Raw genomic sequence first — 25,578 nt, 5'->3', positions numbered from 1 at the left:
CCGCCTATTCGGCAGGCGCGGGCGCGGGGCGCACCAGCACCGTCTCGTTGCCCGGTTCGGGGTGACGCGGCACGAGAAGCGACAGGGCCAGCGACACCGCCGCCATGCCCGCTGCAAGGAAGAAGACCGAGGTGGGCGAGGTCAGCCACAGGTAGCCAAGTGCGGCCGGAAGGAACACCGCCGCGATATGGTTGATGGTGAAGGCCACGGCAGCGGTGGGCGCGATGTCGCCGGGATCGGCGATCTTCTGGAAATAGGTCTTGATGGCCAGCGCCAGCGCGAAGAACAGGTGGTTCAGCACGTAGAGCGCCCCGGCCATCCACGGGCCCCAGTCGTAGATGTAAAGCCCCGCGTAAAGCAGGAAGATCGCGCCGAGACCCGCGTATTCCACCACCAGCGCCAGCCGCTCGCCGAAGCGCGAGACAACCGCGCCCAGAAGCGGCGCCGCCACCATGTTGGCCAGCAGCGTTCCCATGAAGAGCGCCGTGATCTCGTGAACGTCGAACCCGTAGCGCTCGACCATCATGAAGGCGGCGAAGACCACGAAGATCTGCCGCCGCGCGCCCGACATGAACTGCAACGCATAGTAAAGCCAATAGCGCCGGCGCAGGACCATCTTCTTGGTCTGGGGGTTGGGGCTTTCGAATTGCGGGAAGGCGAGGAAAGCGATCAGCGCGATCAGCGCGGTGGTCCCGCCCGCCACCCAGTAGACGAGGTCATAACTCAGGTCATAGGCGCGCCATGTCACCACGATCAGCCCATAGGCCAGAAGCGTCGCCCCCGACCCGATGGACAGAAGCCAACCCAGCGTCTGCGGGGCCTTCTTCTTGTCGATCCACTGAAGCTGCAGGGACTGGTTGACAGTCTCGTAATAGTGAAACCCGATCGAGCTGAGCAGCGTGACGAACAACAGCCCGCCCAGCGTGGGGAACTGCGCGGTCAGCGCGGTCGCAACCCCCAGCATCACCAGCGAGATCAGCGCCAGCACCTGTTCGCGGACGAAGAGGATGATGGCGATGACCCCGATGGCGAGAAAACCGGGGATCTCGCGCACCGTGTGCAGCCAGCCGATATCGGCCCCGTCGAAACCCGCCATCTCGATGACGAAATTGTTCAGAAGCGCCGACCACGTGGCAAAGGCGATGGGCATGCCGAAGGCCATCAGCGCCAGAAGCGCGACGGGCCGCCGCCACAGGGGCAACCGCTCCGCTTCGGCGAGCGGCAGGGTTCTGAGGGTGTCTCCGAGTGCCATCGCCATGGCTTTACGCCCGAAACCCGCCCTCGTCCATCACGATACCCGTGCAGCCCCGCACATCCGCCCCTGCATCTTCATCCCCCAAATATGGCGGGGGGAGGCCGAAGGCCGGGGGGCAGAGCCCCCCCGAATTTTCGTACGAAAATTCGCATCCGCGCCGCGCAAGCGGCGCGCCGGGTCGCCCGCGCCAGCGGGCGAAACGGCTTGCGGCAGGCGCAAAGGCGACCCTGTCAACTCGCCAGCACGTTGCGGAAGGCCCAGGGCTCATTGGGGTCGATATCCTCGGGAAAGAGCTCCCAGCGGTCCTGCAGCGGCGTCCAGTCGGTGTAATGCGCCTCGACCGGGCCGAGATAGGGGCGCTGCACCTCGAGACACCGGGCGTGGTCCATCTCGTCGGCCTCGACGATCCCCGCGCCGGGGTTCTCCAGCGCCCAGACCATCCCGGCCAGCACCGCCGAGGTCACCTGCAACCCGGTCGCGTTCTGGTAGGGGGCAAGATCCCGCGTCTCCTCGTTCGACAGGCGCGAGCCGAACCAGAGCGCGTTCCTCTCGTGGCCGTAGAGCAGCACGCCAAGCTCGTCGATCCCCTCGACGATCTCGTCCTCGGTCAGGATGTGGTGCTTGTCCTGCGTCCGGCCCGAGCCGAACATCTCGTGCAGGGACAAGACCGCGTCGTCGCAAGGGTGGTAGGCATAGTGGCAGGTCGGCCGATACTCGGGCGCACCCGCCTCTCCCACCGTGTAATAGTCGGAGATCGAGATCGCCTCGTTATGCGTGACGAGGAAGCCGAACTGCGGACCCGGCGTCGGGCACCACGTATGCACGCGCGTGATCGCGCCCGGACGTTCCAGCCAGATCGCGGACTGGCACCCGGTCTCGTGGCGGTGGCCGTTCTCGGGGAACCACGGCTCATGCGTGCCCCAGCCAAGCTCGGCGGGCTGGAAGCCCTCGGCGATGAACCCCTCGACCGACCAGGTGTTCACGAAAACCCCGCGCGGGCGCGGCACGCGGCGGGCCTGGGTGTCGCGCTCGGCGATATGGACACCCTGCACGCCCAGCGACTGCATCAGCGTCGCCCAACCCGCGCGCGTGGCGGGCGGCGTCGCGTCGCGGCCGAGGTCGCGGGCGAGCGTCATCAGCCCCTCCTTGACGAACCAGGACACCATGCCGGGATTGGCCCCGCAGCAGGAGACCGCCGTCGTCCCGCCGGGGTTGGCGGCCTTCTCGTCGCGCACGGCCTGCCGCAGGGCGTAGTTGGTGCGCGCGGCATTGTCGGTGGTGTTGAAGTAGTAGCCCGCCCAGGGCTCCACGACCGTGTCGATATAGGGCACGCCGATCTCGCGGCAGAAGCGCATCAGGTCGAGCGACGAGGTATCGACGCTCAGGTTCACGCAAAAGCCCTTGCCCGGTTCCAGCAGCCCGCCCAGAACCTCGCGGTAGTTGTCGGGCGTCAACGCGACCTGCACATGGTTCAGCTTGTGCTGGCGCAGGAAATTCGCCTGTCCCTCGTCCGGTTCGATCACGGTGAAGCGGTCGGCGTCATAGTCGAAATGCCGTTCGATCAGGGGCCAGGTGCCCTTGCCGATCGAGCCGAAGCCGATCATCACGATGGGCCCGTCGATGCGGGCGTAAACGGGGTGGGGTCGGGTCATGGCGGCCTCCGGGGACAGGTCCAGAAACGAAAGGGGCCGCGCCAGAACGGCACGGCCCCAAGACGTCGCGTGCAGAGACTATCAGTTCTGCGCGTAATATTCGATGACGAGGTTCGGTTCCATCATCACCGGGTAAGGCACATCGCCCAGGCCCGGCGTCCGCACGAAGGTGGCGGTCATCTTGGAATGGTCGGCCTCGATGTAATCGGGCACGTCACGCTCGGCGAGCTGGACGGCCTCGAGCAGGACGACCATCTGCTTGGACTTCTGGCGCACTTCGATCACGTCACCCTCTTTCACGCGGTAGGAGGGGATGTTCACGCGCTTGCCGTTCACGAGGACGTGGCCGTGGTTCACGAACTGGCGCGCGGCAAAGATCGTCGGCACGAACTTGGCGCGGTAGACGACGGCGTCGAGACGGCGCTCGAGCAGGCCGATCAGCAGCTCGCCGGTATCACCGCGCTGGCGCTCGGCGTCGGCATAGATGCGGCGGAACTGCTTTTCGGTCAGGTCGCCGTAATAGCCCTTGAGCTTCTGCTTGGCGCGCAGCTGCAGACCGAAGTCCGACATCTTGCCCTTGCGGCGCTGGCCGTGCTGGCCGGGGCCGTATTCGCGCTTGTTCACCGGGGACTTCGGACGGCCCCAGATGTTTTCGCCCATGCGGCGGTCGATCTTGTACTTGGCAGAGGTGCGTTTGGTCACCGTCTGATCTCCTTCAATATGTGTCCCCGCATCCGGATCGGGAAACCTGTGCCCGGCCCCGAAGATGCGGGTGTCGTCGAAGGGCGTTGTCCTTTCCCCGGTTGTGGCCGGGGTGACAGGCATCCCCTTGCGGGGGCCACCAACACCAATGTGAAACCCCGGCCTTCGCAGACCGGGGATGGCGGGCTTCTACAGGAAACGCAGAGGCTGTCAATGCCGCGCGGTCACCGATTTCGCGGGTCGACCGCCCGTCAGGATCGCGGCCTCGGCCCGGCTGGCCATGCGCCGCGCCGGTGGCCCGTAAAGGCCGACGTTGCGCGCAAGCTCGGGCCGCAGGTCGAACAGCAGCTCGCGCTGCCCGCGGTTGAGGTGCTCGAGTCCCATGAAGCCGGGGTGGAAGGTCTCGACCTCGAGCCCGTTGGCCCAGACCACCTCGTGCCGTTCCAGCATCAGGTGAATGTACCAGGTCTCGCGCAGGGAATGATCCACGGTGATGTAGCGGTCGCTCACCAGGTCGGCGGCGCGCACCAGCACCTCGGGTTCGCCCCAGAGCTCGCGCGCGGCGGCCCCGGTGACCAGCACGCGATGTTCCGGGCTGACGACAAGATCGTCCTCGGGCCGGTCGAGGCCGAGCGCCCCCTTGCGCAGGCGGATGGGGCGCTGGTCCGGCATTGCGAAGAGCCGCGCGCCCGACATCCGGCGATGGCCGGTCCACAGCACCTCTTGCGGGCCGCTGTCGCGGGTCAGAAGACGGTCGCCCGGTCCGAGATCCTCGATCGCCTTGTCGCCCGTTTCGGTCCGCATCCGCGTGCCCGGCGTGAAACAGATGACCGACGGACGTTCGGACGGGGTCGCGCGCAGCGTCCGTTCCGAGCAATGCACGATGGTCAGGTCGCGGTCGGGGGGCGGCATGTCGCCGGCAAACAGCAGGATCGGCTCTGCCGCATCCTCGATCCTGATGGGAACCACGGTGAAGAACCGCTTGCCGTCCGAGACGACGAAGGCCCCGCGAAAGATCGGATCGGCCTCGTCGGCGGCAATGTCGGCGGGGCCGGGCGCCGGGCGCTGCAACAGTTTGCGCACCACCCGCGCCGCGCGGGAACGAAGCTCCTGATGGTCCCGGCTGGTGGTCAGGATGAGGGCGGCACCGTCGCCTTCGAGGGGAAGCGCGCGGCCATGCCAGCTCCACCCCATGCCTTCCACCAGGTCTTTTTGATCTTCTGCCGGATATCCATCTATCCAGATTTGCGCCCATGAGATCACGAACGCGCCCCGAAAGCCCGTGCCCATTGCCCCGCCTCGTCAGGTTATGTGTAAGCCGGGCGTTGATCGCCCGTGCATTGACATCACCATATCAGACGCGAATCACCATGTATAGCGTCTGATTCGGCTGCGGCTACAATTCCTCAGAACTGGAAGCCCAGGCTGAGCGAGCCGACCACCTGCCCTTCGGACTGCCCGACGAATTCCTCGGACAGGTAGGTCACGCCGTAAAAGATGTTCCGGTTTCCGAACCCGTAGTTCACTCCGGCCCGCAGCCGGTGACGCAAGGGCTCGGCCCGATAGCCGCGATCCTCGGGCAGGAAGACGGAGCCTTCCACCGCCGCGACATCGCCCCCCAGCAGGAAGGACCAGCCGCCGGCACCACCGCCCACGACCGCCTCGGGCCGCTGGCCGGTGATCGGGTCGCGCAGGCGCAGGCCGCCCTCGCCAAGGGTGCCGAGGGTCACGTCGACGCCGACGCGGGCCATGGTCTCGACGCCCGCCTGCAGCTCGAGAAAGGGGCGAACCTCGCCCCGGTTCCAGCGCAGGCTGCGCGCGATCTCGGCCGTCCCATGCAGGTAGACGCCATCCTCGACCTGGTGATCGCCGATGTTCATGCGCGGCATGGACAGCTGTTCGTGGATCGCCCCCTGCAGTCGGCGGATGCCCGACTGTTCGCCCGTGACCGCAAGGTCGACCCCGCCCGTCACCTCGAAACCCCGCCACGCGAAATGCGTATGCGCCCCCAGCCACCAGGTTCCGGCGTAAAGCCGATCCGCGGGATCGGGGTTGTTGAGGTTGTCGGGCGCGATCGCCTCGCCGCGCAGGCGGTATTCCATCACCGCGAAAGGCCGCGACGGCAGCTCCCCGTCCCAGCTTTCGCCGCGGACCATGCTCACGCCGTAGCCACCCGACCGCCAGCGGTCCTGACGGTCGGCAATCGTGTCATTGCTGAAAAGCCGCAGGGTGCCGAGGGGCTGACGCCCGTCCTCGGCACGCAGCTCGGGGGCAAGGCCCAACAGGGAAACCAGGGATGCCCCGACCAGGGGAAGAAATCGTACCATGACACTGCCTCGGGATGCGCGGCGGTGGTCCCGCCGACCTGTTGGGAGGAGCCTAGCACCACGAATACGGCATCGCCATGGCATCGCCGCCATATCGGTCCGCGCCCTGTTGCACCCGTGCCGAACCGTCCACAGGTCAAGGGAACCGGAACCGACGTGGAGGCGCGCGAGATGGTCACAGCGACACGGGCCGTGAATGTCCTGCTCGTGCCTTCGGGCGTCGGCATCCCGATCCATCTCATGCGGCTGCGTGCCCGCCGCCGATACCGGGCATCACGCCCCGGCCAGCGGGCGCCCGGCCAGTGTGTCATCCCGCAGCCGCGTCAGGCGCCGCAAGAGCGCCTCGGCCATGTCCCGGCGCAGATCGCAGGCTTGCCCGGCCAGATCGACCGACCCCGAGGGGTCGCGCTCAAGGTCGAAGACCAGCGGCGGAAAGGCAGGGGAATGGACATATTGCGCATCGCGCCGGCGCAACACGCTCAGGTGACAGTCGCGCGGATCGAGGCCCATCTGGTTGCGCATCGCGTCAGGCAGGGCGTGGCGGAAGTCATACTCCCACAGCGCCCAGTCGCGCTCCGCCCCGCCCGCGCCGCTCAGGGCCGGCAGCAGTGTCTCGCCATCGGGGGCATGACCCGGCGCGATGCCCCAGAGATCCAGCAGCGAGGGAAAGACGTCGGCAGCCGAGGTGAAACCCTGCGTCAGCCCCGCCACGCCGCCCGGCAGGCGGATGATCAGGGGGATATGCTGCCCCCCGGCATGGAAGCCGCCCTTGCCCAGAAGCCCGTGATCACCCAGCATCTCGCCATGATCCGAGGTGAAGATCACGAGGGTCTCCTCCCAGTCGCCGCGCGCCTTCAGGGTCTCGAACAGACGGCCAAGCTGCGCGTCCACCTCGGCGATCATGCCATAGTAAAGCGCGCGGATGCGCAGGATGTCATCGGGAGAAAGCTGGGCGATGGTGCCGGAGAGGCCGGGCTGGAAATTCGCCGCCGCCGCACGATCACGGGTCAGCCGCACCAGCGGATGCGGGTCCGCGGCCAACGGGATCGGGGCGGGCACATCGGCCGGCGAGACCATCGAGGCAAAGGGTTCGGGGACGACGAAAGGCGGATGCGGCCGCAGGAAAGAGACATGCGCGAACCATGGGTGCCCCGCCTCTTGCTCGGCATGCCAGTCGAGCAGCTTTTCCACGAGGAAAGCGGTCTGCGTCTCCTGGGGCCCGTAACCGGGCGGGGCAAGCGACACGCCGCCATCGGGCGCGGGCGCGACGGCATGGGGATCGGCCAGCAGCGTTTCGGAATGACCGCGCTGGCGCAGCCAGATGATCCAGGTCCTGTCATCCTCGCGCAGTGGCTGGCGGCAGGTGAAGCCGGGCAGGACCTCTTCGTAGCTGTGCAGCTCGGGGTCGTCCGGCGCGCGCCCGCGAGGGTCGAGCGTGGTGTCGGTGTATCCGAACAGCGTGGGCCGGTAGCCCGCCCGCCGCGCGGCCAGCGCGATGGTGTCGAACCGCGCATCAAGCGGCGTGCCATTGGCCACGACGCGGTGGTTCATCTGGTATAGCCCGGTATAGAGCGACGCCCGCGCGGGCGAGCAGGGCGCGCAGGGGGCGAAGTGATTGGCAAAGACCATCGCTTCGGTGGCAAGGGCGTCCAGCGCCGGTGTCCGCACGCAAGGGTGCCCCATCAACCCGAGGCTGTCGCCACGCCACTGGTCCGCGGTGATCAGCAGGATGTTCGGCCGGCGGATCATGCGAAATGCCCTTCGATCAGCGCGGGCAGGTCGGCCACGGTGTCGATGACATGGGTGGCGCCCGCGTCCTTCAGGATCGCCGTCGCCTCGGCCCGGATCGCGGCGACCTCGGCCTCGGGGAGGGCCGCCAGTTCCTCGGGCGTCTTGCCCGCGATATTCCCCGAAAGCGCGACACCCACGGTCGGGCAACCGGCCGCGACCCCTTCGGCGATGCCGGGCGGCGTGTCATCGACCTTGAGCACGGCAGCGGGCGGATGGACGGCCAGATCGACGAAGCATCGATACATGCCCAAGGGCCCCGGCCGCCCCTCGGGCAGGTCATCGGCGCAGACCATGTTGAGCGGCGCATAGCCCTGCGCCGCCGCCACCGGCGCGACCCGCTCCATGATCGAGCGGGTATAGCCCGTGGTCGAGCCGACCTTGATGCCGCGAGCAGCCAGCCAATCCAGCGTGTCCTTCGCCCCCGGCACGAGGGTGGCATAGTCGGCCACGACCTCTTCGTTCATCGGCACGAAGACCTCGTAGACCCGGTCGACATCGGCCGCGTTCGGGGCCGCGCCATGGACCCGCGCCCATTCGGCGGACAGGCGGGGCGCCTTCAGCATCGCGTCGATATGGTCCCGTTTCGGCAGGCCCATGGGCGCACGGGCCTCCGTGATCGTGGCCTCGACGTCGAAACGGCGGAAGGCTTCGACGAAGACGCCCATCGGCGCGAAGGAGCCGAAATCGATCATCGTTCCGGCCCAGTCGAAGATCACGGCCTTGAGGGTGGTCATGGGTCTGCCTTTCCGTAGAGCGATGCGATGGTCTCCTCGGCGATGGCGAAGCCGGTCGAGGCCCCGGTGCCCGAGGTGACGATGACCAGTTTCTCGGCGTCCGAGACATGGTCGATCCAGGCCAGACGGTCGGGCGCGCTGGCATAGGTGCCGGTCCAGCGTTCCGTCACGCGGCGGCCGGGCAGGTCCAGCACGGCGTCCAGTTCCGTCAGGATCAGGTCGTCGACATCCGCGCCCGCGAAAGGATGGGGCGTCGCGGCATAACGGTGGCTGTCGCCCACCACGAGGCTGCCATCGGCGGATTGCACGGCGATCAGGTGGATCCCCTCGGCCAGCGCCTGCGCCTTCTCGGCATCGAGCCGGGCCTTGAGCGGCGCGGCCTCGGGCAGGTCGGCATAGCCGAGGTAGCGCGCAAGCCCGAGGTCGGACATCACCGGCGTCGGCAGCGGCACGGGGGATGCGGGAGCCACGCGCAGCATGTGGAGCAAGCAGCGGGTGAAGCCCATCGCGGCGATCCGGTCGGCGTGAAGCCCGGTGAACTCGTCGCCGGGGCAGATCACCGCGGCCTCGGCCATCACCGGCCCGGCCGAGGTCTCGATCCGCGGCAGGGCAATCGCCGTGACGCGGCGCTGCCAGAGGAAGGTGACCCCCATCTCGGCCTGAAGCCAAGCGGCAAGCCGCGGAATGGCGGTGCGGCTTTCGACGCGCAGCTCATGCGGGCTGCGCAGGCCCGCCGTGACGCTGGGGGTGATGGGCAGATCGGCGGCCAGCTCGTTGCGGGACATCAGGCGACAGCCCGCGCCCATGTCGGTGGCGGCAAAAGCCTCCAGCACCGCGACCGCCTCCGGGCGTTCGACCAGCACGGTCAGCCCGCGCTGCAGGATGTCGATACCGGCCCTGGGCGCGACCTCGGCCCAGACCTCGCGGGAGCGCCGCGCGCGGGTCCAGCATTCGCCGGCCTGCTGGCCCGTCACGGTGACAAAGCCGAAATTGCGGATCGAGGCCCCGTTGGCCTGCGCGTCGCGGTCGATCACCACGACCCGCTTGCCGCGCCGGGCAGCGGCCAGCGCATGGGCCAGCCCGAGGATGCCCGCGCCGACGACGGCGAGATCGTAACCCGCGCTCATGATGCCTTGCGGAACAGCATGACGAGGCCGGTGTCGGCGGCGTGGTCGTGGCTGGCCCCCTCGTAGATGTCGATCTCGAAGAAGCGGGGCGGCGTGATCTGCCCGCGCGCCGCCGCCAGCGCGAGGGCCGAGCCGAAGCCCATCGCGTCATAGACGGCGGGCCGGGTGCCGCAGCAGAACAGCGCGCCGGGGGCCGCGACGCGCAGCAGCTCGGGCAAACAGTCCGCGCCGACATGGCCATGGGTGAAGGTCCCGCAAGAGACGAACCCGCCATAGGCGGCATCGGCCAGCGGCAGGGCGGCGGTCAGGTCGGCCTCGATCCGGGTGCGATACAGCCCCTTGGCGGCGGCGCGGGCCAGCATCTCGGGCGAGATGTCGATCCCGTCGATCATCAGACCCGGCAGCGCCTCGGCCATCAGGCCGGTGCCGGCACCGATGTCGAGGACCGGGCCGCCCGCCGGCCCGCCCTCGGCCAGGAAGATATCAGCGATCCGCCGGGGCGCGACATAGCCCCAGTCGCGCGCGAAACTGTCGTCATAGGTGGCGGCCCAATCGTCATATACGCGCCGCGCATCGGCGGGGCCTTCGATCCGGTAGGCGCTGTCGAGGTCGTAATCGGCACTCATGCCGGGGTCTCCTGTTCATCGAGCCGTTTGCGCAGGAAGGCGCGGGGGTGGCCGTCATCCCCCTTGGGCCGCGGTCCTGTGTGGGTGACGCGAAAGCCCGCCCCTTCGTAAAGCCGGACAAGGCGGTCGTATTTCGCCACGGTGTGCAGATGCATCGCCCGCGCCCCTGCCGTGCGGGCCAGCGCCTCGGCATGGGCCAGAAGCGCATGGCCGATGCCCTGCCCCTGCGCCGCGGGGGCCACGGCCAGAAGATCGACGGTCAGCGTCCGCGCGCCCGTGTCCTGCGACAGGGCGGCCATTCCCAGAAGCGGGCCGCCGATGCTTTCGGCGACCCAGACCTCGCCCTTGGCAAGGCGTTCGGCCAGCCAGTCGTAGGGGCCGGGCCAGTCGCGGCCGATGCCCCGGACGTAATCGAGGAAAGCGGCGGCCACCAAGGTTTCGAGCGCCGCGCCCTCGGCAGGCTGTCCTTGCCTGATCCTCATGCCGGCACCCGCACCGGGCTGTCGGCGCGCCTGCGTGCCAGCGCCAGGTCATCCGAGAAATGGCAGGCCGCGCTGTGCCCATCCGCCACCTGCCGCAGGGCCGGGGCCTCGACGCGGCAGCGGTCGCGCACCATCGGGCAACGGGTGTGAAAGGCGCAGCCCGGCGGCGGTGACTTGGGCGAGGGGATCTCGCCCGTCAGCCGCTCGGCCCGGCCGCGGTCGTCGGGATCGAGCGACGGGATCGCCGAGATCAGCGCGCGTGTATAGGGGTGGCGCGGCGCGGCGAACAGGCGACGCGGCGGCGCCACCTCGACGATGCGGCCCAGATACATCACCGCGACATGGTCGCAGGTGTGGGCCACGACGCTCAGATCATGGCTGATGAACAGGAAGGTCAGCGACAGGTCACGTTGCAGCTGTTTCAGCAGGTTCAGGATATCGGCCTGGATCGAGACATCGAGGGCCGCCACGCTTTCATCGGCGACGATGTAGTCGGGGTTCGTGACAAGCGCGCGGGCGATCGAGATGCGCTGCCTCTGCCCGCCGGAAAACGCATGGGGAAAGCGGCGCAGGTGTTCGACATTCAACCGGCATTGCGCGGCGATGGCGCGGACCCGGTCGTTCACCTCGTCGCGCGTCCTGCACAGCCGCATCACCTCGAGCGGTTCGGCGATGATGTCGCGCACCGTCATGCGGGGCGACAGCGCGGCGTAGGGGTCCTGAAAGATCAGCTGCGCCCGGCGGCGGAAGCGTGTCTCGGCGGCCCGGTCAAGGCGTGCCATGTCGAAGACCTCGCCCTCGCGGTCGGTCACGGTGACCTGCCCCGCCGAGACGGGGGCCGCGGCCAGCGTGGCGCGCCCCAGCGTGGTCTTGCCCGAGCCGCTTTCGCCCACCAGCCCGAAGAAGGACCCGCGCGGGATGTCCAGCGTCACCCCCGCCACGGCCTTGAGGACCGGTGGTTTGCCCAGCAGGCTGCGACCCAGCGGGAAATGCACCTCCAGATCGCGGATCGAGACGGCGGTATCGGTCATGATGCACTCTCGGGGGCAAGGTGGCAGGCGGCGCTGTGCCGGGGCCGGACCAGCCGGGTTTCGGGCGGCGCGATCCGGCAACGCGCCTCGGCCAGCGCGCAACGGGTGTGAAAGACGCAGCCGCCCGGCCGCTCCAGCGGCGAGGGGATGTCGCCCGGCACCGGGGTCAGGGCCGCATCCAGGTCGGTGAGCTTGGGCAGGGCGTCGATCAACCCGCGGGTGTAGGGATGCGCCGGGCGGCGGATCACGTCGCGCACAGGCCCCTCCTCGACGATGCGGCCCAGATACATGACCGCGACGCGGTCGGCGGTCTGGGCGATCACGCCAAGGTCATGGGTGATGAACAGGATGCCCATGCCGAATTCGCCCACCAGTTCCTTCATCAGGTCGAGCACCTGCGCCTGGATGGTGACATCCAGCGCGGTGGTCGGCTCGTCCGCGATCAGAAGCCGGGGCCTGGTCGACAGCGCCATGGCGATCATCGCGCGCTGGCGCATGCCGCCCGACAGTTCGAAGGCGTATTGATCGAAGCGCGCCCCGGGCTCGGAGATGCCGACCCGCTCGAGCATCTCGATGGAAAGCATCCGCGCATCGCCGCGCGACAGGCCGCGGTGAAGCTGCAGCTGCTCGACCATCTGCTTGCCGATCGTGATCGCAGGGGCGAAGCTGGCCATGGGTTCCTGGAAGATCATCGAGATCTTGTCGCCGCGCACCTGCCGCAGCGCCTTGGCGCCCTTGAGCGAGAGGATGTCGATCTCCTGCCCCGCATCCGTCAGGGTCATCCGGCTGCCCGCGCCGTAGCGCGCATTGGCGGGGTTCAGCCGCATCAGCGCCTTGGCCGTGACCGACTTGCCCGAGCCGCTTTCGCCCACCAGCCCCAGCACCTCGCCCGGTTCGATGTCGAGGGTCACACCGTCCACCGCCGTCACCGGTCCCTCGTCCGTGCCGAAGGTCAGCGTCAGGTCGCGCACCGTCAGAAGCCCGCCCATCCTAGCGCTTCTCCGCATAGGGGTCGGCGGCATCGCGCAGACCATCGCCCACGAAGACGAAGGCCAGCACGATGGCGACGAAGATCGGAACGGGGATGAAATACCAATGGTAATTCAGCAGCACGTCCACCCGCGTCACGTTCTGCAGCATCACGCCCAGCGAATTCACCGGGTCCTTCAGGCCCAGCCCGATGAAGGAGAGCGAGGTTTCGGCCAGCACCATGTATGGGAACGAGATCACCAGATCGACGATGATGTAGCTGGTGAAACTGGGCAGAAGGTGGCGGCGGATCACATGGCCGGGGCCCGCCCCCGACATGCGCGCGGCCAGCACGTAATCGGCCGTGCGCTCGGCCAGAACATGCGTGCGGATGCGCCGCGCCAGCGTGCCCCAGCCCAGCAGGCCAAGCACCAGCGAGATGAAGAAGAAGCGCTGTTCCGCGGTCCAGGTGTCGGGGATGAAGGCCGCCACCGCCATGAAGAGCGGGATGGTCGGCACCGTCTTGACCGTGTCCATCAGCGCCTGCAGCACCGTGTCGATCCAGCCGCCGAAATAGCCCGCGACGCCCCCGATCACCAGCGCCAGCCCGAAGGAGATCAGCACCCCCGCGGACCCCACGGCAAGGCTGACGCCGATGGCGTGCATCGTGCGGCTGAAGATGTCCTTGCCCTGCGCATCGGTGCCGAAGATGTGGATGAAGCCGGTCTCGACGCCGAACAGGTGCCGGTCCATCGGGATCACGCCCAACAGGCGATACTCGTATCCGCGCGGCAGGAAGGTCACGTAATTCCGCTCATCGGTGGCCCGTGTCACCCAGCGGAAATTGGTGTCGGCACCCCGATGGCGTTCGACCCCATGGATGAAGGGGCGCAGCGAACAGCCCGTGGCATCGCAGAACTGCGGGATCTGCGGCGCGCCGTTGGTGTAATCGGCGTTGCGCCCGGCGGCGGTCGGGTCATGGGGCGACAGGAAGGGCGCGAAGATCCCGCACAGGACGAAGAACACCAGCACGTAAAGCGCCGCACGCGCGGTGCGGTTGGCGCGGAACCTTTGCCACACCAGTTGCCCCTGCGAGGCGGTGTAGTAGTCTTCGCGCGATCGACCGGTGCGGTCGCGGCGGTGCGGGCGGATGCGGTCGATCAGGCTCATGCGAAGAACCCCTTGCGGATGCGCGGGTCGATCACGGCAAGGATCACGTCGGTCACGAAATTCAGCGCCACGATGGCCAGCGTCATCGACAGGATGATCGCGCCCGCGAGCTGCTGGTCGTTCGAGCGCGCCAGTGCCTCCAGCAGGAGCGCGCCCGCCTCGGTCAGGATCAGCACGGCGGCGACGATGGGCAGGTCGTTGAAGATGCGGTTGAGGTCGAAGCCCACGGAATTCACCACCGGCCCCAGCGCGTGCCGCGCGGGATAGCGCATCAACAGACGCCAGCCCGACAGTCCGCGCGCCCGCGCTGCGGTGACGTAAAGCTTGCCCTGCTCGTCCGACATCAGCGCACGCACGGTCTGGATCTGGATCGCCATGGCCGACCAGCCCAGGATCAGGATCGGCAGCCATGCGTTCGACAGGAAATCGGCGAACCGCGCCCAGGACCACGGCGCATTGCGGAATTCCTCGGAAAACAGGCCCGTCAGCGTGTCGCCGAACCAGATCGTCGAGGCCAGCATGATCGCCAGCGCCAGAAGGAAATTCGGCAGCGCAAGGCCGAGATAGGACAGGATGCGCAAGCCGCCGTCGAGCCAGCCGCCCCTGAGTGCCGCCGAGGCGATGCCGACGGGCACGGACACGAGATAGGTCAGCACCAGCGCGCCGCCGGCAAGCGCCAGCGAGATCAGAAGCTTGTCGCCGATCAGCTGGCCCACATCGACGCGCCACAGGCAGCTTTCGCCCAGCTCGAAGCGGAAGAAGACGCCGGTGATCCAGTCGATCCAGCGCACGAGATAGGGCCGGTCGAGGCCCATCCGCACCTCCTCGGCGCGGATGTCGGCGTCGGTCACCACGAAGCCTTGGGTCGCCTTGTAGGCGATGTAGCGTTCCGCGCAATTGCCCGGCACCAGCTCCATCAGGCTGAAGACGATCAGGCTGACCAGAAGCATCGTCGCCATGGCGGCGGCGAAACGAAGCGCGAGGAAACGGGCGAAGGCGGCCATCGGAAGCGTCCGGAAAAGGGGTGGGCAGCCCCGGTCATGGGGCCGCCCCTTGGTCACGCGGACGGGATCACTCGTTCAGCCACCACTGCTGCGGGCGATACGGATACATGCGGTAGTATTCGTAGCTCCAGGTCTGCGGCGGCATGAAGTTTTCCAGCGCATTCGCGTGGTAGACCGGGTTCGGGGCCTGCACCGTGCCGATGAACAGGAAGGCCTCGAGGATCTGGCTCACGAGGTCCTGGCCCAGCTCGTTCGACATCTCGGTGCCCGGCTGGTGCTGCTGCCATGCGGCGACGGTCTCGGCCAGCTCGGCGGTCCATGCCGGCGGCTCGATGCCCTCGGCGCCATTGGTCTCGATCCAGCGCGCCCAGAGCATGCCGGTGCGGGCGTCGAAGAACCCGCCGAAGGGCGGCAGAAGCTGCTCGGCCGAGCCCAGCACGATCGGGATCGGCTGACCCTTGCTCCAGTTGATCACGTCGAGCTCGTTGGCGGCCTGCGCCGCGCGATACTCGTCCGAGGTCACTTCGCGGATCGTCGTGGGGATGCCCACGTCGGTCCAGTGCTGGGCGACCAGTTCGGCGACAGCCGTCGGCAAACCCTGCGTCGAGAATTGCATGGTCAGCGTGAAGGGCTCGCCGTTCAACTCGCGCACACCGTCGCCGTCGCTGTCCACAAGGCCCACACCGTCCAGCAGGCTGGCCGCCGTTTCGGGATCGAAGGCCGTGCCATAGGTCGCCTGCTCTTCGGTGGCGAAGGGCGGAACCGGGTCGAAATGCAGGTAGGCGCGCGGCTCGCCCAGGTCGAAATAGGCGACCGAGTTGATCTCGGGGCGGTTGATCGCGTGGCTCATCGCCAGGCGGAAATCGCGGTCGAGAAACACCTCGCGGCGCGCCTCATCGGCGGCGGTGACGTTGAAGCCGAAGACCGGCATCCCGATCTGCGGGCGAAGGTCGATGGTGTAGCCGCCCGCCTCGGCCCCATCCAGAAGCGTGGGCGCGTCGGGCAGGGTCACGGATTGCGACTTGTAGTCGATCTCGCCGTTGACCATGCGCAGCACGCGGACCTCGTTGTCCGAGACATAACGCTCGTCCATTTCCGAGATGTAGGGCAGCTGGTTGCCCGCCGTGTCGACCATGTGGAAGAACGGGTTGGCGACGTAGCGGCGACCCTCGGTCGTGTCTTCCACCGTGATGAAGGCCTCGAGCGTCGGCACCACGGCGGCCGGAAGGCTTTCCACGGTCGAGGGATCGCGCAGCAGCGGCGAGGGCACGTCTTTCCAGTCCGACCCGCCGTAGTAATGCGCGATGGCGGCATAGCCGTTCTCGAAGCCGAGCGCCTGCGCGTTGGCATCGGCATTCTCGTCGATGGCCGGGTGGAACTGACCGAGGAAATGGCGCGGCTGGAAGGGCTGCGCGAAATCGGCGGCGAAGCTGGCCAGAAGCCCCGGCAGCGGGCTGGGCAGGCGGAAGACGACGGTGGTGTCGTCCAGCGCCTCGACCTCGAAGGGCTGGCCATCGGCCATCCACAGCGCGCGCGGGCTTTCGATGACATTCGTGTCCATGACCATGTGGTTGTACCAGAAGGTCACGTCATGCGCGGTGAAGGGCGCGCCGTCCGACCAGCGGTGCCCTTCGCGCAGGGTGAAGGTCAGCTGGGTGAAATCCTCGTTCCACTCGAAATCGCGGGCGACGTTCGGCACGATGGTGACGAGGTCATCGGCGAAGCGCACGAGGTTGACGTGGCGCACCGACAGAAGGTCCGAGGTGCCGGCCTCGGTCGCGTTCGACATCCCGTCGAGGCGGCCGCCATACTGGCCGATCATCTCGTAGGGCAGCACGACCAGCGGTTCGGCGGGCAGGCGCTCGGCCACCGGCGGCAGCGTGTCGGGGTTGCCCTGGATGCGCGCGTTCAGCGCGGCCATCTCGGGGTTTTCCCGAAAGCTCATCTCGCAGCCTGCGGCGCTCTGGAACTCCGACAGGTCGAATTGCTGGGGATAGGCCCCGGCCGCCACGCCCATCGGGTCTGCGATGGTGGCCTCGGGGCAATTGGCCCAGGCCGCGCTGCCAAGCGCGATCAGGCTGACGGAAAGGAGGTATTTCATGGGTCCGGCTCGCTTGTTGCTCCGGCGCCGATTCGGGATGCGCCGGGGCTTGGGTAGCGGCCTCCTGCGAAGGGAAGATGTCTGTCATTATCGTTGCGCAGATTTCATAAACCGAAGTTATGGATCGGCCGATGACCACGCCGATCCCCCATGCCCCCCGCCCCGAGGATGACGCCACCCTCCGCCGCCTTCGGGTGTTCCTGACCGTGGTCGAAGCCGGGGGTGTGGGCGATGCCTCGCGCCTGCTGGGGGTCAGCCAACCGGCGGTCTCGACGCAGATCCGGCGGCTGGAGGCCGAACTGGGCGTGTCGCTGTTCCGGCGCAGCGGGCGGCGGCTTGCGGTCAGCGAACAGGGGGCGGATATCGCGGCCGTGGTGCGCCGCGGGTTGGGGGAACTGGCGCTGACGCTGAACGCGGTGCGCGACATCTCTCGCTCGCACAGCGCACCGCTGCGCTTCGGCTTCTCTGCGCCGCAGATCGCGCTGGATGCGGCCGACGTGTTCCGCCGCGCCGATCCGCGCACCGTGCTGGAGCTGCGCGCGGCCAATTCCACCGAGCTTTTCGCGGCGCTAGACGATTACGATCTCGACGTGATCATGATCGGGCTGCGCGCGCCGAAACCACCCTATCACTGCCAGTTCTTCCGCCGCCAGAGCATCTCCATCATCGTTCCCAAGAGCCATCCCGCAACCACGCTGTCGCTGCGCGACCTCGCGGCAGAGCCCATCGTGCTGCGCGAACGCGGCAGTTTCACCCGCTCCCTCCTGATGGAGGCTTTCGAAGCCGCCGGACTGATTCCGCGCATCGCCTTCGAGATCGCCACGCGCGAAGCCGTGGCCGAGGCGGTGCGGCGCGGCTTCGGTCTAGGCCCGGTCCTCGACCACGAAGCACCAAGAGCCGATGATTTTCGCACCGTCCCGCTCGAGGGCGGGCGGATCGTGGGCGACGACTACCTCGTCAGCCACGCCAGCGCCCTGCAATACGGGCCGGTGCGCCGTTTCTTCGCCGTCAACCGGCCCGCGGCCTGACGACCCGGGAAACCGGCGCGCGCCCTGCCCCGCTCACTCCGCCGGGCCGGAGGCGGGTCGGTCCCCGAGCGTCTGGGCGGCGCGCGCGATGCCTTCGTCGGTCGGCATGACCGAAACATAGAACTCCACCCCGACATCGACGCGCATCCGGTCCTGGGTGACCAGCGCGGCCTCGCCGGTGCGGCGCACCTCGAGGCGCAGGGTCTTCATGTTGACCGGGCTCACCTCGTGCGTGGCGCGCCGGTAGAGCCGTCCGAAGACAAGACCGAAAAGGATGATGAAGCCGATGACGGGGATGACGAAGGTTCCAAGTTCCATGGGAGGGGGCTTGCAACGCGTGACACTACTGAAATCGTGAGGGGGCGGGATCAGCGTGGGAACAGGCGGAACCCCTCGGTCGGTGCCCCACAGCGCCGCACCCGCCGAAGGGACCGCGGCCGCGATTGCCGGCAGCGGCTGGCCGAGGACAGACGCGGCCAGCCAATGCAACACCAGCCTGCTCATACCGAAGGACAGGAAGAGCGCGGCAGGCCCGACCGGCTCGGAGAGCGGCGCGCAAGCCGCCCTCAACTGTTCAGATCGAACGCCTTCTGCACCTCGGCCTTGTCGGTCTCGGCGCGATCCTTCGACAATACGACCGAGCCGCGGCTCAGGACATAGAACCGGTCCGCGAGGTCGAAGGCGAAATCGAAATACTGCTCCACCAGGATGATCGCCATCTCGCCCTCGTCCCGCAACTGGCGGATCACGCGCCCGATCAGCTGGATGATGTTGGGCTGGATGCCCTCGGTCGGCTCGTCCATCAGCAATACGCGCGGGCGGGCGATCAGGGCGCGGGCGATGGCAAGCTGTTGCTGCTGCCCGCCCGACAGGTCGCCGCCGCGGCGGTTCTCCATGTCCTTAAGGACCGGGAAATACTCGAAGATGCGGTCGGGAACCCCTCGATCCCCCGTCGGCAGGCAGGCAAAGCCCGTCTCGAGGTTCTCGCGCACCGTCAGAAGCGGGAAGATCATGCGCCCCTGCGGGACGTAGCCGATGCCCATCTGGGCCAGCCTGTGCGCGGGCAGGACCGGCAGCTCCTCGCCGCCCAGCGAAAGCGCGCCGCCCGACCGCGCATGCGTGCCGGAAATCGCCTTCATGAGCGAGGTCTTTCCCACCCCGTTCGTGCCCATCACGCATGTCACCTGCCCGCGCTCGGCGCGCATCGAGATGCCGTTGAGGATCTGGCTGCCGCCGTAGTGAAGCGTAAGGTCGCGGGTTTCCAGCATGTCAGCGCCCCAGGTAGACTTCGATGACGCGCTCGATGCCCATCACATGCTCGAGCGACCCTTCGGCGATGACCGATCCTTCGTGCAACACCGTCACCCGGCAATCGAGCCTGCGCACGAATTCCATGTCATGCTCCACGACCACGACCGCATGCGACCGCGCCAGCCGCTTCAGAAGGTCGGCGGTATGGTTGCGCTCGTCCGTGGTCATGCCGGCGGCCGGTTCGTCCACGAGCAGAAGCCGCGGATCCTGCGCCAGCAACATCCCGATCTCCAGCCATTGCTTCTGGCCGTGGCTGAGGATGCCCGACTTGCGGTCCAACTGATCCGACAGGCCGATCTCGGCGGCGATCTCCTCGATCCGGGCGTGGTCCGCCTCGGTCACGCGGTCGAACATGGCGCTGAACGGGCCGCGCGGTTTCTTGAGCGACACGCGCAGATTGTCGCGCACGCTCTGGTCCTCGAAGACCGTGGGGCGCTGGAACTTGCGCCCGATCCCCTCGCGCGCGATCTGCGCCTCGGATTTGGTGAGCAGCGAATGCCCCATCTCGCCCCAGCGCACGGTGCCTACGTCGGGCCGCGTCTTGCCGGTGACGATATCCATGAAGGTGGTCTTGCCCGCCCCGTTCGGGCCGATCACCGCGCGCAGCTCGGGCAGGCCGATGGCAAAACTCAGGTTGTTGATCGCCTTGAACCCGTCGAAGGAAACCGAGACGCCGTTGACCTCGAGAAGCGTGCTCATGGGTCCTGCCTCCGCACCACGTAGTCGAACAGCCCCGCCAGCCCCCGCGGCGCGAAGAGCGTCACGAGGACGAAGCCGAGGCCCAGCAGCACCGGCCACCAGTCGATCCAGCTGATCTCGTAGAAGCCGAGGTCGACATCGGGCGCGCGCCCCGAGGTGAAATACGTCGACAGCAGCGAGACGACGGCGGCCCCGATGACCGCGCCGTAAAGCCGCCCGCGCCCGCCGATGGCGACCCAGACGGCAAGGTAGATGGACGCGATGGGGGCGATCTCGTCGGGGTTGATGATGCCCGCCTGCGGGTAATAGAGCGCGCCCGCGACACCGCAGATCATCGCCGACAGAGTGAAGACGACCAGCTTGTAGACCTCGACCGGGTAGCCGAGGAAGCGCACGCGCAATTCGTCGTCACGGATGCCGCGCAGGATGTTGCCGAACTTGCCCGACACGAGCCAGGCCGCCCCGATGTAGCCAAGCCCCAGCGCCAGCGCCGAGGCCCAGAAGAACCAGACCGACAGGCGCTCTTGCCCGATGGCCTCGGCACCGGGGATGTTCTGCAGGCCCGACAGCCCGTTGTTGCCGCGCAACCCGGTGTCGTTCTGGAACAGGTAAAGCGACAGCGCCAGCGTCATCGCCTGCGTCAGGATCGAGAGATAGACCCCCGTCACCCGGCTGCGGAAGGCGAGCCAGCCGAAGACGAGCGCCAGCAGGCCGGGCACCAGAACCACCATCACGAGGCTCAGGACCAGACTGTCCGAGACCGCCCACATCCACGGCCAATCCTCGGCCCCCACGACCGAGAAGATCTGCAGCGCGGTCGCCTGGCTGACCTCGGCTTCGGTCGGAGGGATCGGGCTTTCCGCAAGGTTCGCGCGGATCACCGCCTCGGTCCGGGCGGTCATCAGCCACATGCCGATCATGTAGCCGCCCAGCCCGAAAAAGGCGAAATGTCCGAGGCTCAGGATGCCGCAATAGCCCCAGACAAGATCCATGGCGAGCGCGGCAAGGCACAGGCAAAGCGTCATGCCCAGCACCTTGGTGAAACTGACCGACAGCGCGCCCGTGCCATAGGCGGGCGACAGGAAGGTCACGCAAAGCGCGACAAGCGCCAAGACCGCGATGAAGATCGGGACGGACCGGTTGCGGACGAAGATCGAGTTGCCCATCCCTCAATCCCCCGCCGCACGGCCGCGCAGCGCGATGATGCCGCGCGGACGGAACTGGATGAACAGGATCACGAAGAGGATCATGTAGGTCTGCGCCGCCAGCGTGTTCGTGGGGTTCAGCCACTCGATCGCCTTTTGCAGGCCGCCGATCATCGAGGCCCCCACCAGCGTGCCGAAGATGTTGCCGACGCCGCCGACAACGACGGTCATGAAGCTTTGCACGATGTAGTTCGTGCCCATGTCCGGCACGACTTGCGCGAAAAGCCCGATGGCGACGCCCGCGATCCCGGCGATGCCGGAGCCGAGGCCGAAGGTCAGCATGTTGATCCGGTCGGGGTTGATCCCCATCGAGGCCGCCATGGCGGGGTTTTGCGTGACCGCCCGCACCTCGAGGCCCAGCCGGGTGCGGTTCAGGATGAGCCAGAGCACCACGAAGAACAGGGCGGCGAGGATGAAGATCGCCACGCGCACGGAACTGATCGACACCACGTCGTTCAGCGTGACCGATCCCGCCAGCCAGTCGGGCGGCGTCAGCGGCTGGGTCAGCGCGCCGAAGACCAGCCGCACGATCTGCTGCAGCGCGATGGAGATGCCGAAGGTCGCAAGCAGCGTTTCCAATGGGCGATGGTAAAGCCAGCGGATGACAAGCCGCTCCATCGCCACACCCGCCATGAAGGTCACGACGAAGGCGAGCGGAATGGCGATGGCAAGCGAGGCGGTCTCGTTCGGCACAAGGCTTTGCACTACAAAGCCGGTATAGGCCCCGATCATGATGAACTCGCCATGGGCCATGTTGATCACGCCCATCACGCCGAAGGTGATGGCAAGCCCGATGGCCGCAAGGAAATAGATCGAGGCCAGCGAGATCCCGTCGAGCGACAAGTCGAGGAAGCGGTAGAAGCCGACCCGCGTCTCGATCCCGTCCAGCGTCTCGCGCGCGGCGGTGGTCACGGCGGCGCTGTCCTCGAGGTAGCGTTCGAAGAAGACGACCGAGCCAAGGCTTGCGGTCACGTCCGCCTCGCTCGGCGCGGGCGGGGCGAGGTCTGCGGCCACCAGCGCCGCATAGGCGCGGTCGCGGGCTTCCTCGGTGTTCAGCTCGGCCACCGGGATGCCGCCCACCGTGCCGTCCACGATGTTCGCGGTCAGGACCGACAGGATGTCGGACCGGCTGACGCGGGGGGGCGCGAGCCCCTCCTCGACCAGCATCTCGTAGGCGTCTTCGCGGCTCAGCGCGTCCGAGCCCGGCTCCAGCTCCCGCGCGATGTTGGCGCCGTCGGGCAGGGCCTCGGCCAGCTCCAGCCGCGTGGCGAGCAGCGGGTTCAACGTCGCGCGCGCCGACAGGCTGATGTTGCCCGAAAGGCTTTCGATCGCCGCGACGCGGGGGGCGTCCTCGTCCGAGAAGGCGATGACGAGCGCAGGCAGGATCACCTCGATCCGGGCGCGCAGATCCGGGTCGGTCTCGGTATCGAGAAGCCCCTGCAGAAGCGCGAGGTGGCTTTCCTCGGGGTCGCTTTCGATGGAGTCGAGCGCGGCCATGCGGCGCGCAGGATCGTCCGAGGCAAGCTGGAACTGCACGCGCGTCGCGGCGATCACGCCCTGCACGCCGCGGTTGGGCCTGAGCTGCGTCACGTCGCGGCTGCCCGCGGTGCCCAGAACCTCGCCGGTCGAAATGTCGATCAGCGTCAGCGGGTCTGCGTCGCCGTCTTCGACATAGACGAACAGCCCGTCGCTGTTGCGCTGATAAAGCTCGCGGTCCTGCCAGGTGGCAAGGAACTGCGGCACCTCGGGAAGCTGGCTGTCGACAAGGATGTCGAGGATGTCCTGCACTGTTCTACGCGACGCATCCGCGACCAGCTCGGCATTGTCCTGGAGAAGGGTCTGCAGGTCGGCTGCCGGTTGCGACTGCGCCGGCGCCTGCAGCGGCGCGGCAAGCGCCAGGAATACGCCGACAAGGGCGGCGAGTGCGGTGCGTGTCATGCTCTGTTCTGCCTTGGGGGGTGGCGACAGGCGGGTATCGGCCCGCCCGTCGCGCCGGTCGTGTGTTCAGTAGTTCGATTGCAGCTGAACGCAGGTCTCGGTCTCGGTGTTGTACATGCCGCAACCAAGGCCGGGCCAATTCGAGACCAGCACCGAGGATTCGGGCAGGAAGTCGGTCCAGGCATCACCCGGCACCGGGTCGGTCTGGCTGATGATGTCGAACTGCCCGTCGGCGCGGATCTCGCCGATCAGCACCGGCTTGGTCAGGTGGTGGTTCGGCAGCATCTCGGCCATTCCGCCGGTCAGGTTCGGCACCTGCAGACCATACATCGCGGCGCGCACGGCGTCCGGCTCGGTGGTGCCCGCGGCCTCGACCGCTGCGACCCACATCTGGAAGCCGATGTAATGCGCTTCCATCGGGTCATTGGTCACGCGGGTGTCGTCGCCGGTGAACTCGTGCCAGGCGGCGATGAAGGCCTCGTTCTCGGGCGTATCGGCCGACATGAAGTAGTTCCACGCCGCAAGGTGCCCCACGAGCGGTTCGGTATCGAGGCCCGACAGCTCTTCCTCGCCGACCGAGAAGGCGACGACGGGAATGTCGTCGGCGGTCACGCCCTGCGCGATCAGCTCGTTGTAGAAGCCCACGTTGGCATCGCCGTTGATCGTCGAGATCACGCCGACCTGCGCGCCCGTTTCACCCAGCGCCACCACGTCGGCGACGATCGAGGACCAGTCGGAATGACCGAAGGGCGTGTAGTTGACGAAGATGTTCTCCTGCGGGATGCCTGCGTCGAGCAGGTATTGCTCGAGGATGCGGTTGGTCGTGCGCGGGTAGACATAGTCGGTGCCGAGCAGCGCGAAGCTTTCGACGCCCAGTTCCTCGAGGAAGTAATCCACCGCCGGGATCGCCTGCTGGTTGGGCGCGGCGCCGGTGTAGAAGACGTTGAGCGAGCTTTCCTCGCCCTCGTACTGGACCGGGTAGAAGACGATGCCGCCCAGTTCCTCGACCACCGGCAGGATCGCCTTGCGGCTGGTGGAGGTCCAGCAGCAGAAGATCACGTCCACCTCTTCGACGGTCAGAAGCTCGCGGGTGCGCTCGGCGAAGGTCGGCCAGTCCGACGCGCCGTCGACGACGACCGGCACAAGCTGTTCGCCAAGCAGCCCGCCGGCGGCGTTCTGTTGTTCGATCAGCATCAGCATCACGTCGCGCAGCGTGGTCTCGGAAATCGCCATCGTGCCCGTGGTCGAGTGCAGCACGCCAACCTTGATATCAGCCTGCGCAGCCGTCACCGACATCGCGGCACAGGCGCTGGCGAGAAGCAGTTTTTTCATGAGAAACCTCTTTGAAGTCGTGGTGCATTTTGCACCTGCAGCATAGACAAATCCGATTGACGTGCTGTTGTCTGCCGCTAGTTTCACGCCACCGTGGTGCAGTTTTTGCACCACCTTCGGGGTGGCGGATGAGGCATCTGAAAATCTACCACGCGATCAAGATGATCCGCCGACACGGGTCGATCCGGAAGGCAGCGGACCTGCTCTCGGTGTCGCCCTCCGCGCTCAACAGATCGATCCAGGGCTTCGAGGAATCGCTCGGGGCCCGCATCTTCGACCGGGTCCCCGCCGGGGTCCGGCTGACCTCGGCCGGGGAGCTGCTGGTCGATGTCGTCGAGCGGCACCTGGTCGAATTCGAGGATCTGCAGCGTCAGCTGGGCTTCCTGCGCGACGGGCACATGGGGCAGCTGCGCATCGGGATCGGCGCGGATATCGCGGCCGGTCTGCCCCTTTTCGCCATCCGCGACCTCGAGGAGGAGATGCCGGGCATCTCCGCCGATGTCGTGACCGGCGACATCCCGAACCTGCTGCTGCGCCGCGAACTGGACCTTGCCATCCTCACCAACCCCGAGACCGATCGCGCGGTCGAGGTGCTGGCCTCGCAGACCGTGCCGCTCATGGCGCTTGCCACGCCGGGCTGGGCGTCACGCGTCGGCGTGGACGGGGCCGCAAACGGGGGCGCAAACGGGGGCGCAAACGGGGGCGCGCGGGTCGGACTGTGGGACATGGTCCGCTCGCGGATCGTCGTGCCGCCCGAAGGGACCGGGTCGCGGGCGGTGATCAGCCACGCGCTGCGCCGCCACGCCCTCGAGGAGGGGGCCACGACCAGCGTCGCCGCCTCGCAACTGCCCCTCGCCATGGCGACCGGCGCACGCAGTTGCATCTTTCCCGCCACCGTCTTCGCGGGCGCGGGGACGGGCGCGGGTGGCATCGACACGGCGGCCGGGCTCATGCCGCTGACGGTCGATGTCGGAACCGTGCAGGTCAGCGTCCTGCGCCACGCCGGCATCCCGCTGACGCGGCCGGGCCAGATCCTGTTGCGGCAGATCGAACGGCGGTTGAACGCCCTCGCCTGACTGCGGACGCGAAAGTCG

The 25,578-nt window shown here is 67.7% G+C and carries 22 protein-coding genes and 1 pseudogene; 2 read left to right on the top strand and 21 right to left on the bottom strand.

Annotation, left to right across the window (positions count from 1 at the left end):
* Positions 1 to 4: 4 nt before the first annotated feature.
* The 15 genes from QQK83_RS03515 to QQK83_RS03445 all read right to left on the bottom strand — a co-directional run bounded on the left by QQK83_RS03515 (position 5) and on the right by QQK83_RS03445 (position 16,971).
* Positions 5 to 1,252 carry an MFS transporter gene (locus QQK83_RS03515; RefSeq protein ID WP_284261755.1) on the bottom strand — a complete coding sequence of 416 codons (1,248 nt, stop codon included), beginning with the start codon at positions 1,250 to 1,252 and terminating at the stop codon, positions 5 to 7.
* 233 nt (positions 1,253 to 1,485) lie between these two features.
* Positions 1,486 to 2,907 (bottom strand): homospermidine synthase, encoded by a 1,422-nt coding sequence (locus QQK83_RS03510; RefSeq protein WP_284261753.1) that lies wholly within the window; start codon positions 2,905 to 2,907, stop codon positions 1,486 to 1,488.
* 81 nt (positions 2,908 to 2,988) lie between these two features.
* Entirely contained in the window at positions 2,989 to 3,609 is a 621-nt protein-coding gene (gene rpsD / locus QQK83_RS03505; protein ID WP_284261751.1) for a 30S ribosomal protein S4, read from the bottom strand.
* 210 nt (positions 3,610 to 3,819) lie between these two features.
* Positions 3,820 to 4,803 (bottom strand): Hint domain-containing protein, encoded by a 984-nt coding sequence (locus QQK83_RS03500; RefSeq protein ID WP_284261749.1) that lies wholly within the window; start codon positions 4,801 to 4,803, stop codon positions 3,820 to 3,822.
* Between the two features lie 212 nt (positions 4,804 to 5,015).
* Positions 5,016 to 5,936 (bottom strand): lipid A-modifier LpxR family protein, encoded by a 921-nt coding sequence (locus tag QQK83_RS03495; RefSeq protein ID WP_284261748.1) that lies wholly within the window; start codon positions 5,934 to 5,936, stop codon positions 5,016 to 5,018.
* Positions 5,937 to 6,209: 273 nt separating this feature from the next.
* Positions 6,210 to 7,685, bottom strand: coding sequence for a sulfatase-like hydrolase/transferase (locus QQK83_RS03490; RefSeq protein WP_284261746.1), 1,476 nt, complete (start codon positions 7,683 to 7,685; stop codon positions 6,210 to 6,212).
* Entirely contained in the window at positions 7,682 to 8,461 is a 780-nt protein-coding gene (gene phnX / locus QQK83_RS03485) for a phosphonoacetaldehyde hydrolase (protein ID WP_284261744.1), read from the bottom strand. The genes QQK83_RS03490 and phnX overlap by 4 nt, the downstream gene beginning before the upstream one ends.
* A complete protein-coding gene (locus tag QQK83_RS03480) occupies positions 8,458 to 9,588 on the bottom strand; it encodes a TIGR03364 family FAD-dependent oxidoreductase (protein ID WP_284261742.1) in 1,131 nt (376 codons plus the stop codon). Before QQK83_RS03480 ends, phnX begins: the two co-directional genes overlap by 4 nt.
* Positions 9,585 to 10,214, bottom strand: coding sequence for a class I SAM-dependent DNA methyltransferase (locus tag QQK83_RS03475; RefSeq protein ID WP_284261740.1), 630 nt, complete (start codon positions 10,212 to 10,214; stop codon positions 9,585 to 9,587). Before QQK83_RS03475 ends, QQK83_RS03480 begins: the two co-directional genes overlap by 4 nt.
* On the bottom strand, positions 10,211 to 10,696 hold the full coding sequence (locus QQK83_RS03470; RefSeq protein ID WP_284261737.1) for a GNAT family N-acetyltransferase: 486 nt from the start codon (positions 10,694 to 10,696) through the stop codon (positions 10,211 to 10,213). Before QQK83_RS03470 ends, QQK83_RS03475 begins: the two co-directional genes overlap by 4 nt.
* Positions 10,693 to 11,727 (bottom strand): ABC transporter ATP-binding protein, encoded by a 1,035-nt coding sequence (locus tag QQK83_RS03465; protein ID WP_284261735.1) that lies wholly within the window; start codon positions 11,725 to 11,727, stop codon positions 10,693 to 10,695. Before QQK83_RS03465 ends, QQK83_RS03470 begins: the two co-directional genes overlap by 4 nt.
* Positions 11,724 to 12,716 (bottom strand): ABC transporter ATP-binding protein, encoded by a 993-nt coding sequence (locus QQK83_RS03460; RefSeq protein ID WP_284261732.1) that lies wholly within the window; start codon positions 12,714 to 12,716, stop codon positions 11,724 to 11,726. Before QQK83_RS03460 ends, QQK83_RS03465 begins: the two co-directional genes overlap by 4 nt.
* Position 12,717: 1 nt before the next feature.
* Positions 12,718 to 13,866 carry an ABC transporter permease gene (locus QQK83_RS03455; RefSeq protein ID WP_284261730.1) on the bottom strand — a complete coding sequence of 383 codons (1,149 nt, stop codon included), beginning with the start codon at positions 13,864 to 13,866 and terminating at the stop codon, positions 12,718 to 12,720.
* Entirely contained in the window at positions 13,863 to 14,870 is a 1,008-nt protein-coding gene (locus QQK83_RS03450; RefSeq protein WP_284261727.1) for an ABC transporter permease, read from the bottom strand. Before QQK83_RS03450 ends, QQK83_RS03455 begins: the two co-directional genes overlap by 4 nt.
* A 67-nt stretch (positions 14,871 to 14,937) precedes the next feature.
* Complete coding sequence (locus QQK83_RS03445; RefSeq protein ID WP_284261725.1) at positions 14,938 to 16,971, bottom strand: ABC transporter substrate-binding protein; 2,034 nt, start codon at positions 16,969 to 16,971, stop codon at positions 14,938 to 14,940.
* A gap of 131 nt (positions 16,972 to 17,102) precedes the next feature.
* On the opposite strand from QQK83_RS03445, the gene QQK83_RS03440 reads away from it, so the two are divergent.
* Positions 17,103 to 17,999, top strand: coding sequence for a LysR family transcriptional regulator (locus QQK83_RS03440; RefSeq protein ID WP_284261723.1), 897 nt, complete (start codon positions 17,103 to 17,105; stop codon positions 17,997 to 17,999).
* Positions 18,000 to 18,056: 57 nt separating this feature from the next.
* Here QQK83_RS03440 and QQK83_RS03435 read toward each other — a convergent pair.
* The 6 genes and pseudogenes from QQK83_RS03435 to urtA all read right to left on the bottom strand — a co-directional run.
* Positions 18,057 to 18,317, bottom strand: a pseudogene (locus QQK83_RS03435) (flotillin family protein); the annotation flags it as partial.
* Between the two features lie 248 nt (positions 18,318 to 18,565).
* Positions 18,566 to 19,267 carry an urea ABC transporter ATP-binding subunit UrtE gene (urtE, locus tag QQK83_RS03430; protein ID WP_284261721.1) on the bottom strand — a complete coding sequence of 234 codons (702 nt, stop codon included), beginning with the start codon at positions 19,265 to 19,267 and terminating at the stop codon, positions 18,566 to 18,568.
* A 1-nt stretch (position 19,268) separates the two neighbouring features.
* On the bottom strand, positions 19,269 to 20,009 hold the full coding sequence (gene urtD, locus QQK83_RS03425; RefSeq protein ID WP_284261719.1) for an urea ABC transporter ATP-binding protein UrtD: 741 nt from the start codon (positions 20,007 to 20,009) through the stop codon (positions 19,269 to 19,271).
* Positions 20,006 to 21,175, bottom strand: a complete 1,170-nt coding sequence (urtC, locus tag QQK83_RS03420; RefSeq protein ID WP_284261717.1) for an urea ABC transporter permease subunit UrtC — start codon at positions 21,173 to 21,175, stop codon at positions 20,006 to 20,008. The genes urtD and urtC overlap by 4 nt, the downstream gene beginning before the upstream one ends.
* A 3-nt stretch (positions 21,176 to 21,178) precedes the next feature.
* On the bottom strand, positions 21,179 to 23,152 hold the full coding sequence (urtB, locus tag QQK83_RS03415) for an urea ABC transporter permease subunit UrtB (RefSeq protein WP_284261715.1): 1,974 nt from the start codon (positions 23,150 to 23,152) through the stop codon (positions 21,179 to 21,181).
* Positions 23,153 to 23,218: 66 nt separating this feature from the next.
* A complete protein-coding gene (gene urtA, locus QQK83_RS03410; protein ID WP_417750329.1) occupies positions 23,219 to 24,484 on the bottom strand; it encodes an urea ABC transporter substrate-binding protein in 1,266 nt (421 codons plus the stop codon).
* 128 nt (positions 24,485 to 24,612) lie between these two features.
* Here urtA and QQK83_RS03405 point away from each other — a divergent pair, with 128 nt between their 5' ends.
* Positions 24,613 to 25,560: a LysR family transcriptional regulator gene (locus tag QQK83_RS03405; RefSeq protein ID WP_284261713.1), complete on the top strand. Its 948-nt coding sequence runs from the start codon at positions 24,613 to 24,615 to the stop codon at positions 25,558 to 25,560.
* The last annotated feature ends 18 nt before the right edge of the window (positions 25,561 to 25,578 follow it).

This window comes from Roseicyclus amphidinii (assembly GCF_030163755.1).
Taxonomy (GTDB): domain Bacteria; phylum Pseudomonadota; class Alphaproteobacteria; order Rhodobacterales; family Rhodobacteraceae; genus Roseicyclus; species Roseicyclus amphidinii.
This window is presented reverse-complemented; position numbering and strand designations above follow the sequence as displayed.